The 17,786-nt window shown below is 59.1% G+C and carries 14 protein-coding genes; 4 read left to right on the top strand and 10 right to left on the bottom strand.

Translation table 11 applies throughout. From position 1 onward, the window contains the following. Positions 1 to 26 precede the first annotated feature (26 nt). The 5 genes from AC5ZFO_RS23295 to AC5ZFO_RS23275 form a co-directional block, all read right to left on the bottom strand. Positions 27 to 959 carry an ABC transporter permease gene (locus tag AC5ZFO_RS23295; protein WP_496122712.1) on the bottom strand — a complete coding sequence of 311 codons (933 nt, stop codon included), beginning with the start codon at positions 957 to 959 and terminating at the stop codon, positions 27 to 29. Next, positions 959 to 1,957, bottom strand: a complete 999-nt coding sequence (locus tag AC5ZFO_RS23290) for an ABC transporter ATP-binding protein (RefSeq protein ID WP_496122605.1) — start codon at positions 1,955 to 1,957, stop codon at positions 959 to 961. The genes AC5ZFO_RS23295 and AC5ZFO_RS23290 overlap by 1 nt, the downstream gene beginning before the upstream one ends. Then, positions 1,954 to 2,940: an ABC transporter ATP-binding protein gene (locus tag AC5ZFO_RS23285; protein ID WP_496122604.1), complete on the bottom strand. Its 987-nt coding sequence runs from the start codon at positions 2,938 to 2,940 to the stop codon at positions 1,954 to 1,956. The genes AC5ZFO_RS23290 and AC5ZFO_RS23285 overlap by 4 nt, the downstream gene beginning before the upstream one ends. A gap of 23 nt (positions 2,941 to 2,963) precedes the next feature. After that, entirely contained in the window at positions 2,964 to 3,458 is a 495-nt protein-coding gene (locus AC5ZFO_RS23280; protein WP_496122603.1) for a hypothetical protein, read from the bottom strand. Positions 3,459 to 3,540: 82 nt separating this feature from the next. Then, positions 3,541 to 5,184, bottom strand: coding sequence for an ABC transporter substrate-binding protein (locus AC5ZFO_RS23275; protein WP_496122602.1), 1,644 nt, complete (start codon positions 5,182 to 5,184; stop codon positions 3,541 to 3,543). 346 nt (positions 5,185 to 5,530) lie between these two features. On the opposite strand from AC5ZFO_RS23275, the gene AC5ZFO_RS23270 reads away from it, so the two are divergent. From AC5ZFO_RS23270 to AC5ZFO_RS23260, 3 genes are all read left to right on the top strand, one after another. Then, positions 5,531 to 6,730: a pyridoxal phosphate-dependent aminotransferase gene (locus tag AC5ZFO_RS23270; protein ID WP_496122601.1), complete on the top strand. Its 1,200-nt coding sequence runs from the start codon at positions 5,531 to 5,533 to the stop codon at positions 6,728 to 6,730. 11 nt (positions 6,731 to 6,741) lie between these two features. Next, complete coding sequence (locus tag AC5ZFO_RS23265) at positions 6,742 to 7,611, top strand: isocitrate lyase/phosphoenolpyruvate mutase family protein (RefSeq protein ID WP_496122600.1); 870 nt, start codon at positions 6,742 to 6,744, stop codon at positions 7,609 to 7,611. 374 nt (positions 7,612 to 7,985) lie between these two features. After that, positions 7,986 to 8,894, top strand: a complete 909-nt coding sequence (locus tag AC5ZFO_RS23260) for a LysR family transcriptional regulator (protein WP_496122599.1) — start codon at positions 7,986 to 7,988, stop codon at positions 8,892 to 8,894. A 231-nt stretch (positions 8,895 to 9,125) separates the two neighbouring features. Here AC5ZFO_RS23260 and AC5ZFO_RS23255 read toward each other — a convergent pair whose 3' ends face one another. The 3 genes from AC5ZFO_RS23255 to AC5ZFO_RS23245 all read right to left on the bottom strand — a co-directional run bounded on the left by AC5ZFO_RS23255 (position 9,126) and on the right by AC5ZFO_RS23245 (position 10,359). Continuing rightward, a complete protein-coding gene (locus AC5ZFO_RS23255) occupies positions 9,126 to 9,671 on the bottom strand; it encodes a DUF2285 domain-containing protein (RefSeq protein ID WP_496122598.1) in 546 nt (181 codons plus the stop codon). A gap of 46 nt (positions 9,672 to 9,717) precedes the next feature. Then, complete coding sequence (locus tag AC5ZFO_RS23250; RefSeq protein ID WP_496122597.1) at positions 9,718 to 9,912, bottom strand: transcriptional regulator domain-containing protein; 195 nt, start codon at positions 9,910 to 9,912, stop codon at positions 9,718 to 9,720. 168 nt (positions 9,913 to 10,080) lie between these two features. Then, positions 10,081 to 10,359 (bottom strand): DNA -binding domain-containing protein, encoded by a 279-nt coding sequence (locus tag AC5ZFO_RS23245; RefSeq protein WP_496122596.1) that lies wholly within the window; start codon positions 10,357 to 10,359, stop codon positions 10,081 to 10,083. Between the two features lie 463 nt (positions 10,360 to 10,822). Here AC5ZFO_RS23245 and AC5ZFO_RS23240 point away from each other — a divergent pair, with 463 nt between their 5' ends. Further along, the gene (locus tag AC5ZFO_RS23240; protein WP_354101746.1) at positions 10,823 to 11,104 is read left to right on the top strand and encodes a helix-turn-helix domain-containing protein; all 282 of its coding nucleotides are present in this window, start codon (positions 10,823 to 10,825) and stop codon (positions 11,102 to 11,104) included. 1,629 nt (positions 11,105 to 12,733) lie between these two features. Here the strand turns inward: AC5ZFO_RS23240 and AC5ZFO_RS23235 are convergent. Then, complete coding sequence (locus AC5ZFO_RS23235) at positions 12,734 to 14,107, bottom strand: aspartate aminotransferase family protein (protein WP_496122595.1); 1,374 nt, start codon at positions 14,105 to 14,107, stop codon at positions 12,734 to 12,736. Between the two features lie 1,108 nt (positions 14,108 to 15,215). Further along, a complete protein-coding gene (locus AC5ZFO_RS23230; RefSeq protein WP_496122594.1) occupies positions 15,216 to 17,537 on the bottom strand; it encodes a CaiB/BaiF CoA-transferase family protein in 2,322 nt (773 codons plus the stop codon). Positions 17,538 to 17,786: the final 249 nt, after the last annotated feature.

Here is a 17,786-nt window from a genome sequence, read left to right as displayed (position 1 = left end):
ACTTTTTCTGCAGAAATGCTCGACACTTACCGCCTCCCAGAGCGCAAGTCGCGCAAACGTGGATCGAGCATGCCATAGAGCAGATCGATCGTGACATTGGTGGTAATCATGGCGGCGGCCACGACGAGCATGATGCACTGGACGACAGCCAAATCACGACTCGCAACTGAGACGACCAGGAGGCTACCAATGCCTGGCCACGAAAAAACGCTTTCGACGAGCACCGTTCCCGCGATGAGATTACCAACCATGAAGCCGACGATGGTCAGCACCGCTATCGCCGCGTTGGGCAGAGCGTGGCCGGTCACGACGCGGGGCCAAGGGACACCCTTGGCGCTGGCGGCACGAATATAGGGCTGCCCAAGAACCTCGAGCATGGCGCTGCGGCTGAAACGCGCCAAAACGGCCGCGCCGCCCAGACCCAGCGTGATGACAGGCAGCACCAAATGCTGCCAACCGCCGGCGCCGCCCGAGGGGAACCAGGGAAGCTCGACTGCGAAAGCCAGTACGAACACGAGGCCAAGCACGAAAGATGGCACGGTGAAGCCCACGACCGCTATCATCATCACCAATCGATCCGCGATGCTATCTCGTTTGAGAGCCGCGTAGATGCCGGCCGGAATGCCGATCACCAGATTGAGGATCAGCGCCGGCGCAGTCAGCATCAGCGTGACAGGAATGCGCTCGGCGACGACCGTGATCGCGGAACGCCCATCACGCATCGATTGGCCGAGATCTCCATGAACGACCGCAAAGAGGTATCTGGCGTATTGCTCCCAGAGTGGCGCATCGAGGCCCCAGGCCTTTCGGAAGGCCTCGACCGCTTCCGCCGGGGTTTCCGGCGACAGCAACGCGCGGGCCGGATCGCCAGAGGCGCGCAGCACCACGAACGCGAATGTGACCACAACTCCGATGGTCAGCAACGCGCGCGCCAAGCGGACCGCTATGAAGCGAGCCATCATGCCTCCTTGTCGAGTTCGGCACCATGATCGCCGATCAGATGGCAGGCGACGCGGCGCCCGTCAGGAGCGGATCTGAGCTCTGGGGCGAACCGCGCGCAAAGTGGAAGCGCTACCGGACAGCGAGGATGGAATGCGCAACCGCCCGGTCGCGCAGCCGGATCGGGCGGATCTCCTTGCAGGATCGTGCGAGACCGAAGTCTCCCCGGCCTCGGCACCGCGGAAACGAGCGCCCGCGAGTAAGGATGCAAAGGATCCAGCAGAACCGCCTCAGAGGCGCCTTCTTCGACGATGGCGCCGAGATACATCACAGCAATCCGGTCGCTGATCAGCCGGACTACTCGCAAATCATGGCTGATGAAGATCATCGCCATGTGCCGCCGCTCCTGCAGGTCGCGTAGAAGATTGATCACTTGCGCCTGGATCGAGACGTCGAGCGCTGATACTGGCTCGTCGCAGACAATGAGATCTGGATCGGTCGCAAGCGCACGAGCCAGGACGGCACGCTGACGCTGGCCGCCTGAAATTTCGTGCGGATAGCGCCTGAGGTGATCGGTCCTGAGCCCCACATCCGTGAGAAGCGCATTGACCCGCCCGTCTCGTTCCGACTTGCTGCCAAGCCGATGAATTTCGAGCGGCTCGGCCATTTGCGCGCCGATCGTCAGGCGGGGATCGAGCGCAGCTAGCGGATCCTGAAACACCATTTGGATTCGCATCCTGAGCCGGCGCCATCGAATATCGCCCATAGCAGGCAAAGCTTCTCCGGCGAAGGTCACCGTGCCGGCATCCGGCCGGTCCAGGCCGATCAGGAGCCGGCCCGTAGTGGACTTACCGCAGCCGGATTCGCCAACCAGTCCGAGCGTTTCGCCGCGAGCCAGCCGCAGGGAGAGCCCATTGACCGCGTGGACCATCGCTGCACGGTGGAAAAGGCCCTGTCGCAAGCGATAACGGCGGACAAGCCCATCGGCTTGGAGGATCGGCGGAGCAGTCCCGGTCATGCAGCCACGACCTCGCCCGCGGGCGGTTCGCTCGTGACATGCAAGCAGGCGGCCCTGTGTCTGATGTCGCCATCCAGCGAGGCGAGCTCAATTGCCCATTCACTGCAGCGTCCGATACGTCGATCGCAACGAGGGGTGAAAGGACAGCCTGGCGGAAAATCGGCTGCGTTTGGCACGACACCCGGAATGGCGAAGAGGCGTTGCCGCGGCGCATCCAGGCTTGGAAGAGCCGCAAGAAGACCTCTCGTATATGGATGAGCGGAATGCTCAAAAAGACGGTAGGCCGGCAGTTCTTCGACGATGTGCCCGCCGTAAAGGACCATGATGCGTTCACATATCTCGCTGACGACGCCGAGATCATGCGAGATCAGGACCAGCGCCATGCCTGTCTCGCGCTGGATCTGCCGCAGAAGCTCAAGGATCTGCGCTTGAATAGTGACATCCAAGGCGGTGGTAGGTTCATCAGCGATCAAGATGTCGGGCTGCCCTGCGAGAGCCATGGCGATCATGACGCGCTGGTTCTGCCCGCCGGATAATTCGTGGGGATAGGCGCCAAGGCGGCGCGCTGCATCGGGGATGCCGACCTGGTCGAGCAGACGTCGCGCTTCGGCAAGCGCCGTGCGGCGGTCCATGCTGCGATGGAGGCGCAGGGCTTCAGAGATCTGATCGCCCGCCGTGCGCACAGGATTAAGCGCGCTCGCCGGGTCCTGGAAGATCATGGCGATCTGCCCGCCGCGCACCTTGTCGAGGCGAGAGGCTGGCGCATGGAGCAGCTCCTTTCCGGCCAGGCGTACGCTGCCCGTTATTTTGGCGCGCTGCGTCAATAGTCCGAGCGCAGCGAGCCATGTCACGGATTTGCCGCAACCGCTTTCGCCGACCATGCCCAGCGACTCGCCACGCCGTAGAGTGAGATCGATTCCGCGCAGCGTCGGCACACCGTCGAACGCTACACGCAAACCTGCGACCTGAAGAAGCGGCTCCATGCGAGGTCCCTGCCCTTCCCGCATCATAGGGATTGCACCAGGTCGGTTGGAACGCCGCCCTTGCCGCGGCAGGAGAGAAACGACGCTACGGCGGCATCCTCGGGTGGCAACTCCGCCGATATTCGGTGATCAGCGGCAAGCGTGCCTACCCAGCGGGACAATTGCGCGACAGGTGCGCGCGCGCGCCTGGAACTGCTGGCATCGACAACGTCTGCATAGGAGCACGAATGCTCCCCAAATGAGATCGTACCATGCGCCTCGGAACGGCCGATGTTCGTGCAGCTTTCAAACATGGGCCGGGTACCCCCGACAGTCTTGACCTCGCATCCGATCTCAAGGCGCTCCGTCACTTGCCGGCGCGCTGTCAGATTGTCGGCGCAGTTCGGAGCCAGGCTTTGATGAATGCGGCGCAGCGTCCGCGCCTTCCAGGCGGCGCGGCTGTCCCGTCGGATCGTCCGCGAGACTTTGAACAGGATCGCAAGATCGCCAGCGGCAAGGTTGTCGTCAAACCAGGTCATCGCCAAGACCTCTGGCCGAGGGCTAGCTCCGAGGGGGGATTGCTATCGCACAATGGTCGATTCAAGGTGTGCGTCATCGCGATCAGGTCCGGATCAGAGCTCTGTTGAACGGGCCGAAATTGAGGTCGAGCGTCAGCCCCGGCAGCCACGGCACGTCGCGACGCTTGCCATAGAACTGGCCGGACACGTGCAGGATCACGCAAGGCGGATCGATCTCGTTGATGATCTCGAGCATGCGACGGATGATCGGCCGGCGCTGTTCGCCCTGAACGGTGTCCTGGAGCTTGGTGCCGAGCGCGAAATATTCCTCGTTCCTCCAGATTCCAATCGACTTTGGCAGGGTGCCGCTCGGACCGTATTCACGCCAGGGATGGCCGAGATGATCCAGAAAGAGCGCCGTATTGGACGTATCAAAGATGGCACGCACCGGCTGGCGCTGAATTTGCGCGAAGTTTTCCATCATCTGAAGTTTGACGTTCAGGCCAACCGCACGCCACATCTCGATCATGGTCTGCGCGCCAGAGACCTGATTGGGGTAGTAATTGTTGAGCAGACGATAGGTGATCTGCTCTCCCTTGTAGCCCGCTTCGGCCAGCAGCTCCTTGGCTTTGTCGGGATCATAGGCAAGCGAGGGGAACTCGTGGATGTAGCCTTCGCCGTAGCTCGGCAACTGGTAACCGTTCGGAATCGGGAGCCGGTCCTCCCACAAGCTCCGTACGATCAGCTTGCGGTCGAGCGCAAGGCTCATCGCACGGCGAACACGCGCATCCTTCAGAAGGGGGGCGGTCTGATCGAAGACGAGCGAGCGGATATTTTGCACGGCACCACCCACGACCTCGAGATCAGCACGCGTCTCGATGCCCGCAAACTGGTCCGGCGGAATGTCAGTGGCAATGTCGAGCTCACTGGCGAGCAGGCCGTTCACGCGCGCGGAAAGTTCGGGAATGATGCGGTATTCGATGCCATCGAACGGCGGCCGCCCGCCCCAATACGCATCGTGGGCGGTCAACGAGATACGAATATCGAGCTTGTGATCGACGAGCTTGTAGGGACCGCTTCCGACAGGGGCTGTGGTCCAGCGCTCCCACGAGCCCGCCGCCACGAAGGCTCGCTGGCTAACGATCTCCGATCCCCAAGCAGCCAGACGCTGCTCAAGGAGCGCGTCACCGCCCTTTGCATGCACAATGACGGTGTAAGGATCGACAATTTCGACCTTCTCCAGCCGATCAAGCGACTGAAGCGCCTCGGACATTCCGCTGCGTCCCGGTCCCAGCAGGTGGTCAGGACCAAGGCTAAAGGCAACATCTTCGGCCGTCAAAGGCGTTCCGTCATGGAAAGCCACTCCCTTGCGCAAGAACAGCCGCAGCGACTGCGCATTGATCCGCTCCCAACGCTCAGCCAAGCTGGGTCGTAGTGCCATGTCGTGGGCGTGGTCGAAGGTGATCAGCGTATCGAAAAGCTGCGGCATGATCCGGCGAATGGCAGTATCGGTCGCGATGACCGGGTCGAAGGATCGCGGAAATCCGGGCATGCCGACCCGAAGGCGCCGACGCGTCAATGTCTTAGGCTCGCCCTCCGCAGCGCCGGCGCCTGCGCTGGCGAACACGCTTGCGGCAACGGCGCCTGCGATGGCTTGGCGTCGCGTCAGATCAATACGGGTCATCACCGCCTCCGGTTCACTTCCATTGATACAAATGCCACAAGCGTGAATTCTTAAGATCGGCACGGACTTTGGTCGGACCACCGAAATTGGGCGCTTGTGTCATTCAGGCATATTCGCGATTGTGCGCGACCTTAAAAACCTGAACTGCTACGTCAGAATGACATTCATCGAATAAGTCGATGTAAGCTTGCGAACATGCGATGGTCGGCGATCCTGGCAGGCTGATGAAGAGGAAAAGCTGCGACGCAAAGCACTGCGCGAGCGCCCCACAGAGCCGCACGAAGAAGCGATACAGCTATCGCAATCTTCGATGATTTTATCCAAAGACGCGATCACCCGGTTAGTTTGGCCGTTCACGTTCGGATAGATCCCCACGAACTGCTCATTCGAGCTCATAGGATATTGTGTCTTGTCTCTCGTTTCAGAACGGCTCACGGTCGTCCGCCCCTCTCAAACCAAGGTCATGACGGCTCGCGCCGCCGAGCTGCGCGATCAGGGCGCCGATGTGATTACGCTCAGCCAGGGCGAGCCGGATTTCGACACGCCGTCCGCTATCTGTGAAGCTGGCATCCGGGCAATCCGCGACGGGCAGACGAAATACACGGCGATCGCCGGAATCAAGCCACTGCGGGGAGCTATTCGCGAGAGCCTGCGTCACGATCATGGGCTCGACTACGGTATTGACCAGATCACGGTGGGCTGTGGCGCCAAGCAGGTTGTGTTCAACGCACTATTCGCCAGCCTCGATCCGGGCGACGAGGTTGTGATCCCGACGCCATGCTGGGTCTCCTATCCCGACATGGTGGCGCTAGCCGGCGGCAAGCCGGTGCTCGTCGCCTGCGATGAACTCGATGGCTTCAAGTTGCGCTCCGAGGCGTTGAAGAAGGCGATCACGCCGCGCACCAAATGGTTGATGCTGAATTCGCCATGCAATCCGACCGGTGCGGTCTACAGCGGAAGTGATTTGGTCGCGCTTGCCGCGGTGTTGCGCGAGCATGCCCATGTGCACGTGCTATCCGACGACATCTATGAAAAGCTCACCTATGACGCCGACTTCGCAACGATGGCCGCGGTCGCGCCGGACCTCTACGAGCGCACCTTGACAGTCAACGGCGTATCCAAGGCAGACGCAATGACGGGCTGGCGCGTCGGTTACGGTGCAGGACCTCTGGCGCTGATCAAGGCCATGAACCTCATCCAGAGCCAGACCTCCTCGCACACCAGCTCGATTTCTCAATATGCCGCGCTCGAGGCACTGTCAGGAAGGCGGGACCATATCAAAGAGTTCGTGCGCGCGTTTTTGGAGCGCCGCGACCTTGTCGTCGCCAAGCTGAATCAGGCCAAGGGGCTTTCTTGCCGTGTGCCGGACGGCGCTTTTTATGTTTTCCCCTCCTGCGCGGGTGTCATCGGCAAACGCACGCCGGAGGGCAAGGTGATCGAAAGCGACACCGATTTTGCCATGTATTTGCTGGACGCTTTCGCCGTGGCTGTCGTGCCTGGCAGCGGCTTCATGGCATCACCCTATATCCGGATTTCCTATGCTTCCTCGCCCGAGGAGCTCACCCGGGCTTGCGACCGTATCATTGCAGCCTGCGCGACCCTTTCCTGAAAGATCTTCTGATGTCCCCCAAAAGCCTGCGCGCCCGCATGGCCGAAACTGGCCTGGTCCACATCATGGCCGCCCACAGCCCGTTTTCAGCGATTCTCGCGGAAGAAGCTGGATTTGACGGACTGTGGGCGTCCGGCTTCGAGCTGTCAGCGCTTTATGGGCTGCCGGACATGAGCCTGATTTCGATGACACAGCATCTTGACATGCTGCGGGCGATCGCCGGACGCACGAGGCTGCCGATCGTTGCCGATATCGATACGGGCTATGGCAATGCGATCAACGTCATAAACGCTATCACGGAATATGAGCGGGCCGGCGCCAGCGCCGTTGTCATCGAGGACAAGACTTTTCCAAAAATGACGAGCCTTGTTGCCGACGGCCGTCAGGACCTGTTGCGCATTGAAGAATTCCAGGGAAAGATCGAGGCTGCCATCACGGCAAGATCGGATCCGGATTTCCTCGTCATCGCTCGCACCGAAGCTTTGATCGCCAGCCTCGGCGAAGCGGAGGCCCTGCATCGGGCGCACGCTTATGCGGAGGCTGGCGCGGACATGATCCTGATCCATTCGAAAAGGAAGACTCCTTACGAAATCGAAAGCTTTTCGCGCGCCTGGACCGGATCGGTTCCGCTGGTGATCGTGCCAAACGCCTACCCTGACCTCGACGCCAAGCGGGTCAAAGCGCTGGGCAATGTTTGCATGATGATCTATGGCAATTACGGCATCCGTGCTGCTGCAACCGCCATGCAGGAGACTTTCCGCCGGATCATCGCTGACGGCGGCGTCCAGAACGTCTACAAGGATATTGTGCCGGTGGATGAGATTTTCAGGATCCAGAATATGCACGAAGTTAAGGCGGCTGAAGCTCGCTTCCTTCGCTGAACGCTGCGCTTGATACCTACGGTCGAGATTTTTGCGACGGCACTCAGCACCGAGCCCTGCCCGGGCGCAATCCTGACGCTGTTGAGAGGTCGCGGGCCTGTCATCTAGACGGCCCTCGATGTCGATTGCGACATCGGCGATCGGTCACCCTTGCCGGCACCTGGAGATCCGCCTCTTAAAAAGACGTCGAAAGCAATCGAAATTCGCGAGCCCGACGCACGAACCGTACCGGAGAAGGCGGATTTTGTGCGCGAGATATCGTTTATACGCGGTAATCCGGCTATACACATCGAATAATGTGATGGAGCATTGATTACTGGCAATGGGGCCGCCGTGACAATCAGCGGACAATCCAGAAGCTACCGGAGCAGAAGATGGCTGCCGAACACGATGACGTGCCTCTCAATGCTATCCGGGCGTTTGTGACCATTGCGCGCGAGGGAAGCGTAACGCGTGCCGCGAGCTCATTGGGAACGACACAGAGCTCGGTCAGTCGTTATTTGGCTGTGTTACAAGACTACTTTGGTACGGATCTTGTACACCGGCGAGGCCGGCGGAGCGAATTGACAGAATTCGGTAGGCTCTTCGCGAACGCCGTTGCCGAACCGCTCGACACAGTGTGTTTCACCGCGAAGAGAATGCGGCGTAGAAGCCGAACGGACGCTAATCGAATCGTGGTCCGCACGTCTCTTTCCACCTTCGCATACTCCTTTCTGATTCCGAATCTCCAGGCGTTCTCTGCTGAGATGGGCGGTGTAGTCGTTGATGTGATCAGTTCATTGTCTCCGCCGAGATCCTCCGACAATTACGACATCTTGCTTACTCGCGATCTTTGTGTCGTTGAACCGGCCGACGATTGGGCAATCCACAATGAGACGCTCGTATGCGTAGGCTCGCCAAATCACGTCATGGGAAAAACGCTTGCAACTGCCCGTTCGATGCCAATTCTGAACATCACATCGCGGCCCGACATACTGCCCACATGGCTCAGGGCCATGAACCTGACCGCAAAGGACATCAAGTCGGGGGCGCGATACGATCATAATTACCTTGCTTTGCCGGCCGTCATAACCGGAAAATGCCTGCTGGTAGCGCCTGAAATCATTGTCAGCGATCTCGTGCGCACGGGGGCGCTCCATGTGATACCGGGATCGCGTACTTCAAGCGGCATGCAGTATCGGGCCTATGCGGTGGACCGAAGTGACAATCCCGAAGTCGCTCGTGCCTTTTGCCGATGGGTCGCTCGGCTCTGTAAAAAGGCCGCACTTCCGGAAGCCACCTAACCGCGTATTCGGAGATAGCAGAAGTTCGGTCGATGCTTTGAATAATGCTAGCGCGTCCATTTGCACATGCAGATCGTTCCCGATCGACGGGGAGGCACTTTTTTTGGCAAGTACCGCGGCCAACCCGCAGTCCAGAACGCTAACCGCGCCCCGCCAGAACCCTTTCCGCCTTCAAACCGGCCAACTACAATCGTCTTGTGAGACATTCAGACCGTACCATTAACCAAAAGCTCAGGACCCCTCGCCCCTGTCTTTGCGGTTACGGCGGAGCAATGCGCGATAGCCGCCTCGCATGAGACGCAGTCCCGTCTGGACTAGGCGAATGGTCCGGCTGCGGAGATGGTCTGTTTTCCAGCCGCGATCGGGAATACGATGCTTACCGAATAGGCCTTGCGCGATCTCGCGATAGCTATTTCCTTCCAGCGATCCATCGACTGCACGCAAGGCGAGGATGAGCCGATGACGGGTCAAGATTGGCAGCGCCAGAGGAGGTGGTCCAAGGGGCCGCCGTTCGAGCGCCAGCCAAAGTCGATGAGCTGCCCGCAAACGAACCTCGAAATTGCGATCGAGCGGCAGGTCGACAGCAACCGGTGAGGCGCCCGATGGAAGTTCGCTTAGCCACAGGCGATGCTTCGCTCCTCCGAGCGCCACGATGGCATGCCATCCATCCGGCGCGCAACGAAGCTCGCTGCCCGCTAGCTTGCTGAAATCTAGATCGTACCGTTTGGACGCCGTCGAGCGGACGGCCGCGCGCACGGACAGCACGGTCGACAGCACTTCAGGCGCCCAGAAAATGGCTTGTTGGTCGAACGTCTTTTGCGGATCAGCTGCGAAAAGACAGCCCCCACTGCTGTCGGAAGTGGTCCGCCATCACGCCGGATCGTTCGCTGGCGGCCAGGGCCATATAGTCCCTTCGGTACCCGCAATTGCGGCGCAGCCACTCCCAAGCTATGTCCGCAGCTTCTGCTTTCTTGGCGTCAGGATAGGCTTCCGCTGATTTCCAGTCTGCACCCGGCATCGTACTACTTTCCCTGTATGTTTTTAACGCACGCAAGGGATTGCCGCCCGAGAAATGCGACTATTTCTGGTTGTGCCGATGCAAATATTCGCTATCAATGCAGTTACGCGATGGGACGATTTAATTTTGCGATCGAACATCAACAAGTGACGTCCGTTCCAAACGCGCTCATTCCTCACTCTTCGGCCAACCGCGCTGTAGGAGATGCCGAAATCCGTGATCCGCCGCCCACTTGGCGCGAGCCAGATGACTTTCAAAAGTCTGGCGAGCGCGATCCGGATCAAGGGTAGGATCAATACCAAGCACAATGCGCGCAACTTCGCGCCAATCAGCGTTATCGGCCTCGGCATCCAGGAGACGCATATAGGTGACGGCATGTTGCTCGTCATACGGCGTGAGCTGGGGCGCGTTAGGCGCGGTATCTGCGATCTTGGGATCGGGCGGCACTGTCCGAAAGTCCTATCAGATTGAGAAGCATCGATTTAAGCGAGAGTAGCCGTATTCAGAGCCTCTTCGTAGAGAACCGATTGTCGCGGTCTGCAGGAACATTCCTTGCCAAAGCCAATTAGCGGCTGGCAGCGGTTATTCCCGTCGTTCCCTTCGATTTCGCTCACTCCGACAACCGCCAGAATGCATTTGATCGCAGTCATACGCTCAGAGCGCGATCAGCAGAACTGCCGTCCTGCGTGCGGCGCCGTCGGCCCGAATCAAGAGGTCGACATCGGATGTTTCTCGTCATGACTCGACAGCATTGGCTCACCCATCGCGACATAGCGACGTCTGGATCCAGTACCAGCACTTTCACTTAGCTTACGCGCGGGCTCTGCTGATCTGTATTCGAGGCGAACCTACCGCAATAGGCCGGTTATAGCCAGTGGTTTGATGGCCGTCAGAATGGCTGCTTTAGCGCATGAAAGCTCGTGCGCTTGTCGCCTGGAATGTGCGCCGGATCCGCGTAGATCGCGGTATTTCGCAAGAGGGGTTGGCGTACGATGCACGGGTTGACCGCTCCTATTTGGGCGGTATCGAGCAGCAATCGGAGAACCCGACAATCGATATTCTCGAGCGCATCGCAGAAACGCTTGATGTTCATTTGTCTGAATTCTTTCTTCAACCACCCAAAGGTGCGGCGCCGCCAAAGACCTTGCGTAAGGGTCGCAAGCCGGCACGTTCACGTCGAAAAACGAAATAGCACTCCTCGATGACGGGGTTTGCGCTTGCTGCCCAAGCGGCAAACATCAATGTCGCAATTGCCGCAAATGACGGCAGGGCGCGTTTCCTCGTTTCCAGCGAAGGCGAAAGCGATCTTTCTCACTAGAATTGGTAGCGGGTGTCGCTTCGTGTTTGTCTGTAGACTTCGCCATCGAGATCGACGACCGGTTCGCAGCTAAAGCGCCGTAATTGGTGACCGCGATCAGCAACGATCGTGCCAGATGACTACAATCCTGAGGGCTCTCTAACAAAGGGAACGAATCCCGCTATTCATTAATCGCGATCTAAGAACGGAGCTGCAGATGCCAAGTCCGATAGGTAATCCATGTATCCAACAGCACTCACAAATACCACGACGGTACGTCGCGGAACCGGCGCGGTCGTACCTGGAGGCGCCAGCCGACGAGCTTGGCTGACAATCCCGATGGCAATGACGCCGTTTGCGCTTGGCCGCGCTGCGGCGGCGAACTTCGGCGTAGTGCTCGTTGCGCATTTCATGAGCCCAAGGAAAGTGCAGCAGCTTTAATCAGAAGCGGCACCATAGCGCGATGCTGCTAGAAGTTAGCGGACAACTCAGAGGCGGCCGCGCTAGGCGAGCCGTTCCAGCTCATCTATCTCAGCCGAAACGGCGATGGTCTCGCGGCACCAAAACACGTAGGCAATCGGTCCGCTCGTGCTCTGCAGCGAACCGATTTCAGCGCGGTGATTTCCAAACGATGGAGCTGCAAACTCATGGACATTTGGTCATGAAGCTTGTCGAATATCCTTCCGAACGCTCCACGAGCTCGAACGTCTTTGTTGGCAAGAATCGTTTTGGCAACTGGGTCGTCCGCGAATAGAATGGTATTTTTGGTGGCCTGTTCGCGAGCCGCGCGCAAGCGCTCAAATACGCACTCTGTGAGAATGGCCAACATCCAGAAGCTATCCTCGAGGTACCTAGCGAGATCGAACTCGTTTTTTCCCACAGTCAGCACGAGGCGCGGGGTCTAACAAATCGGCGCAATTGAGAAAGGTTAAGTTAGCTTTGCTGGACCCCCGCGAAAACAGACCGCCACGCCCTTATGTAAGCATGCAGGTTGGCTGTGGGACTCTCACGAGCAGCGCCAAGAGGACGGGAACCAAGCCGGATCTTCGTCGACCGCTGTCGCCGCGTGGGTTCACCCATGGTCATATCCCGGAAGGAATTCTGAAGTCCTTTCTGCGAGGCCGTCAGGTTGGGGCGCGCCTTCGACCCTTAACTCAGGCTATCGATATCGGCCCATTGATTGCAACTCAACAAAGGCGCGACGGTAGCGCTCGTTCAATGGGAGCTGGTCAGGGTCGAGACGTCGCGAGCGCGGCTGAGGTGTATCGCTTCATCAGGCATTGGATCGGACTGCATTTGGATCGAGGTTGCCAAGCGCCTCACGACGCGGTCCTGGTCGGGCGCTCAACGTGTGCAGCGGAGTCCGAACGACCCACTATCAGCCGATGGACCACTCATCGCCGCTACTGTCCCACCTGGATATCGCCGGCCCGCTTCGCCAGCCGGAATCACCGTGGACGGTAGACTCTGACCGAAGATCATCTTAACGGCATGATGTCGAAAAGCACTGCCGAGACAGTGCGGTCATTTGCGTACCTCTATCGAGTCTAGCATGTCATGATGGCTGTCAATAAAGCCTGCGAACACATCCACGATGAACTCAGCGTCGGCGCGCGTCATCGGTGTCGAGATCGATGCGGCAGCCTGCGGTAGGATAACGCCATTTTCTGCAAAGAAACGCGTGAGCTCCTTCATTAGAGTTGCTCCGGCAGGCGTGGGATAGACCTCGCGATAGTCATTCGGAGTTTTTGCCCGCGGATGAATGCGGAAGAGTGAGGCGGCTCCGGTGACACACAGCGGCGCGCCCCGGTTCGAGAGGGTCCGACCAATCCCGTCCCGGACAATGTCCCCAAGGATCTCCAGATGTGCAAAAGCGGCAGGATCTAGATGCCGCATTGCGGCTAGCCCCGCTGTCATGGATAGTGGATTGGCGGAGAACGTACCGCCTTGCGGAAGCAGCGGCCGACCTGCTGAAGCATCGAATACCTTCATTACGTCCTCGCGACCGCCGATTGCTCCAATCGGCAACCCGCCACCGATGATCTTGCCCATCGTGATGAGGTCCGGAACAAGGCCGTAACGGGCGGAAGCACCCTGGAAACTCTGCCTAAGATTGAGGACCTCATCAGCAATGACCAGAATGCCGTTCTCGCGGGCAGATTCCTGCACCGCAGCCATGAAGTCAGGCTTTGGCGCAACGAGGCCACCGCGGCTCGGCATCGGATCCAGAATGACGGCGGCAAGATCGTGCGCATTCGATGATATCAAGCGGCGCACCCCTTCAACATCATTGAAACGCAGCACAACCACTTCGTCGAGCACGCTCACAGGCATCCCCCGATAGAACGCCGTCGACTTGGGCTCAATTGCGTCCCCCCAATTGTCGGGTGTCGCTGCTTGACTGACCTCGACCCAGTTATAGGCGCCATGGTAGGCGCCCTCGAGCTTGGCAAGCTTCGAACGTCCGGTGAAGGCCCGCGCAGCTTTGATCGCAAACAGCACGGCCTCAGTTCCCGTATTGACGAAGCGAACACGATCAACCTGCGGAATGCGGCCGCAAAGTAGTTCAGCGAGTTCGATCTCGCTCTCGGTCGGATTTGCGAAGCAGCTGCCGCGCTGGAGCTGATGCGTTAGCGCTTCCACCACGGGCCCGAAGGCATGTCCATGGATCAACGTCGTAAAGTTGCAATTGAGGTCGAGAAACCGGCGGCCATCAGCATCGAACAGATAGCTGCCCATCCCACGCTCGATGTAGAGCGGGGTTGGATTTCGTTCAATTGTTACTCGCGAGGTACCGTCTGGGAAGACCTTTTGGGCCCGGACAAAGTTTTCGTTGGACCGCTGCCCAGCGCTCAGAAATCCAGTCGCCGTATTGGAACCTGCAATCTCCTGGTTCACAATATCCTCCTCGATTTCTTTGCCACTTTTGCTGAGTGGGCCGACCAACAACCGTCGCGTGCCACAACTTTCGGGCCTTGCTGTTCGGCTTCCGGGAGTGCCGGAGGGTCTCTCTGGGGTGACATCGAGCCAATTTGAGCATCGCGGCGACCTGAAAATCGCTTCGTGCCGAACCGCCGACATTCGGCTTATGCCCTCAACTTTCTACATTGCTCGGTACTCCCATGTATCTTCGAGCCCCGATGGTCGCAAGGTTGCTGGCAGGCACGCCGGGCGCGTGAGCCGGAATCGCAGATTCGGGATTGCGGGGAGTGGCATAAATGACGACTGCGTGTGTGGCGGACTGGGCGGGTGCCCTCAGATAAGCTTCATCATAACCGTGTACGGCGAGATGCTAATTGACGGTACACACCAATAATAGATCGAGATACTACCTACTCTGGTGAGAATAGTGCCTTCGACTATCGAGAGCGCTCTCGCTACGTAGCTAAATTTCCGTCGTACGCCAACGCTTGGCCCGGATGGAAGTATGAGATCGCAAGGTCGCGTTGCCTGCCGCGCGGCGCGAAACCGTATTCGCCGCTTGTCGCCTTGGAGATCGCGCATCGGCTACTCGGCAGTCGGAAGCAGGCTTGGATTCGCTCTTTCCGGCACACGCACGAGCAAGCGTATTCGTTTTAAGGATCGTATAGTCTGAATTTGACGTAAACTCGCCCGGCTATGACATGCGGCACGCGCCTTGACGGTTGGTGTAGCTGCACCGCACGCAGCTCAGCGCATGACTCGTACCGTTTCCTAAGTGTACACCGCGTTTTGTTGCCATCCAGCGGTCCGGGCGATATCGGCGCAAGGACGGCCGATGATCAACGTTGTTGGCGCCGATGAAGTCCATGCAGTGGGGTAGTGTTCGGAACTGCTGCGGAGCACTGAACAGTGCGCCACTATAAATTTCAAACCCGCCGGCTGCCTGAGAGTTCGTCAATCTGATGTAAGGTTACTTTATCGGCCTGGCGATACCGTCTTTGTTTCAGCGAGCTCCCCTTCCGAAAGCATTGCCGTACCGATGATACCGTCCCTAGCCAAGTGCGCGATCTCAATGTCGGAGAGCTCAAGAAGCCCTGTGTTGTCCAAGCGTCGGTGCCGGGTTGCGGATTGCATAGGGTCCTTCACCTTCCCGAATAGGCATTGACGGCTGCGGATGCGAGCCAATGAATGCGCGGTCGACTTCTTGCAGATACCCGCGCAACCTGAGATGCCGATCGCTGAGCAGATCAATTGGCAGGCGGGCCACGCCGGCCGCAATCCTTGCGGCCTGCAACTCGGACATCGCCTGGTCCGCGTCGCGGGTGATCGTCCAGTCTTCAATCGCCCTCTCGATCAACTCCTCGATATCGCGGCGAGCTTCCGCAGATTTCAGCGTCACGTCTGTGGCCCAATCTGGTCGACCAATAAGAACGGCAAGCCTCTGCCACATGTGCTCGTTGGTCGCGGCTACCACGATCCAGTTGTCCTCACCGGCACACCGGAAGCAGCCATGCGGCACGAACTCTGGATGTCGATTACCGTATTTGACCGGTGGCGCACCGTCGATTGAATGGGCAGTGATCCATGGAGCTGCAAAGGGCATCATGCATTCGATCTGCGCAAGATCAATGAACTGACCCTGCCCGCTGGTGCGGGCGTGAATCAGCGCAACTAGAACTGCGGCGCAGCCGTTCAACCCGCCGACGGCATCCCCGAAGGCGATGTGGCTCATCGCGGGTGGCCCATTGTGACTTCCAATCACACTCGGCAACCCCGAGCCCTGTTCGAGAGTCGAGCCGTAGGCTCGGCAACTGCGCCGGACGCTGTTCGTGCCAAAGGCTGACATCGACATCATGACAAGGCGAGGATTGAGCATGCTGAGCACGTCGTAGCCAAGCCCGAACTTCGGCAGCACATCGGCCGAATAATTGTCTACGACAATGTCGGCTCGCGCGGCAAGCCGCTTGGCAAGAGTGCGCCCCTCCAGCCGCGTCAGGTCGAGTGTGATACCGCGCTTGTTGCGGTTCGCCATGCAGAAGCGCGCCGTCTTTTCATACATCTGGTCCTCAATGTAAGCAGCTCGTCGGTCAACGCCACGCCACCAGTCCGGATACTGGATGCCTTCTATCTTGATGACGTCGGCACCGAGATCAGCCAGAGTGCGCGTACATAGCGGACCCGCCCACCCCATCGAGAAATCGACAACGCGAATTCCCTGCAGTGGCGGCGCGCAGGAATCGATGCGGCCGGGCGACGCCGGGGCAGCGCCAGTGAGACGTCTCCGCGCATAGGAGAAGTGCTGCTGCTCGCCGGGAGCCGGAACCTTGCCGCCCCGGCGCGGCGGCGTCGATGTCAGCCGCTGCATCGAGCCAGCCGTCGAGCCCTCTTCTCTGCCAAGCAGGACGGGCACGATAGCGCCGCGCTCCCTCTTCTCCGCATCCTGCAGCAGATCGGACATTTCTGGCACCGGCACGATCGGGATCTTGCGTTTCAGTCCTTCCGTAAACCACTCGTGTGCTGTCCGCGTTTTCAACCTCGGGATGAACTGTCGTTCGATCCGGTCCATGTGTTGCAGACGATCGGCGCCGAGAAGGAGAGCCGTATCGTCACACAATTCGGTCAGATCGAGCATTTCGCAGAACGCGCGCCATTGTGCCGGAGTGATCGTCGTGACGCCGAGCCAGCCATTTTTGGTCTCGTAAATGCCGACCGGAAAGTTCGGCCAGAAGCGGTTGATGCCAATCCGTCGCATCACGTCCCCGCGCTCATACGCCTCGAACATCTGATATTCGCTCAGAACGAGGCTCGATTCAAAAACACTGAGCGACCACGACCATCTTCTCCCACCGCCTTGTTCTTCCGGAATCGTCGAAGAAACCGCGGCGATGAAGCCCCACAGACCGGCCAGGATACCAGTCTGGAAATCCGGTGCGTGCAATGGCGGGCCCTCTACTGGTCCAGCCAGCTTGATGAGGCCGGCGAGCGCGCGGACCGTCGAATCGGTTGCGGCGAATCCTGCATAGGGTCCCTGGCGGCCAAACCAGCTTGCTTCGAGGTAAATCAACCTGGGAAGTCTCTGGCGAATCGCGGCAATATCAATGGAAGGGCAATCTGCGGGATCAATATCGCGGCCATCGATCAAAATGTCGCAATCTTCGATCAATGCCGTCAGCTGCGAAATCGCGTCGGGGTTGTTGTTATCGATGACCACACTTGACTTGTTGAAGTTCAGGAACGCAAACCACGCGCTTTGGCAAGAAGGCGGCGCACTACCGCGGAGTGGATTTCCACCTGGCGGCTCGACCTTCTGAACATCGGCGCCGAAGTCGGCAAACAACCGCGCGCAATAGCTGGTCGCGGCCGAGCTACCTATCTCGACGACTCGCAGATGCGTAAACACTTCCATCGAGGGCTCCATTTTTCCCTGTCATCTGATACTCCGCGATGTCACTTGCCCGCAACGGAGGCCAGTTTGGCGCGGCAAGCGCGGCGCGTCTTACCAGGCGATTAGCGGCGGGGCCGGCACGCGATCCAGCGCACACAAGCATTGATCGAACATTGGCATCTTTCGGGCACCGATGACCTCGTTGATCTTTCGCGAACAGCGATACTGACGTGCCGTCAGCCTAGAGCCCCGCAACTTCTCACCTCGAAA

Source organism: Bradyrhizobium sp. Unk1, assembly GCF_059512345.1.
Note: the sequence above shows the minus strand (reverse complement) of the source record. Positions and strands in the feature narration are given on the sequence as shown.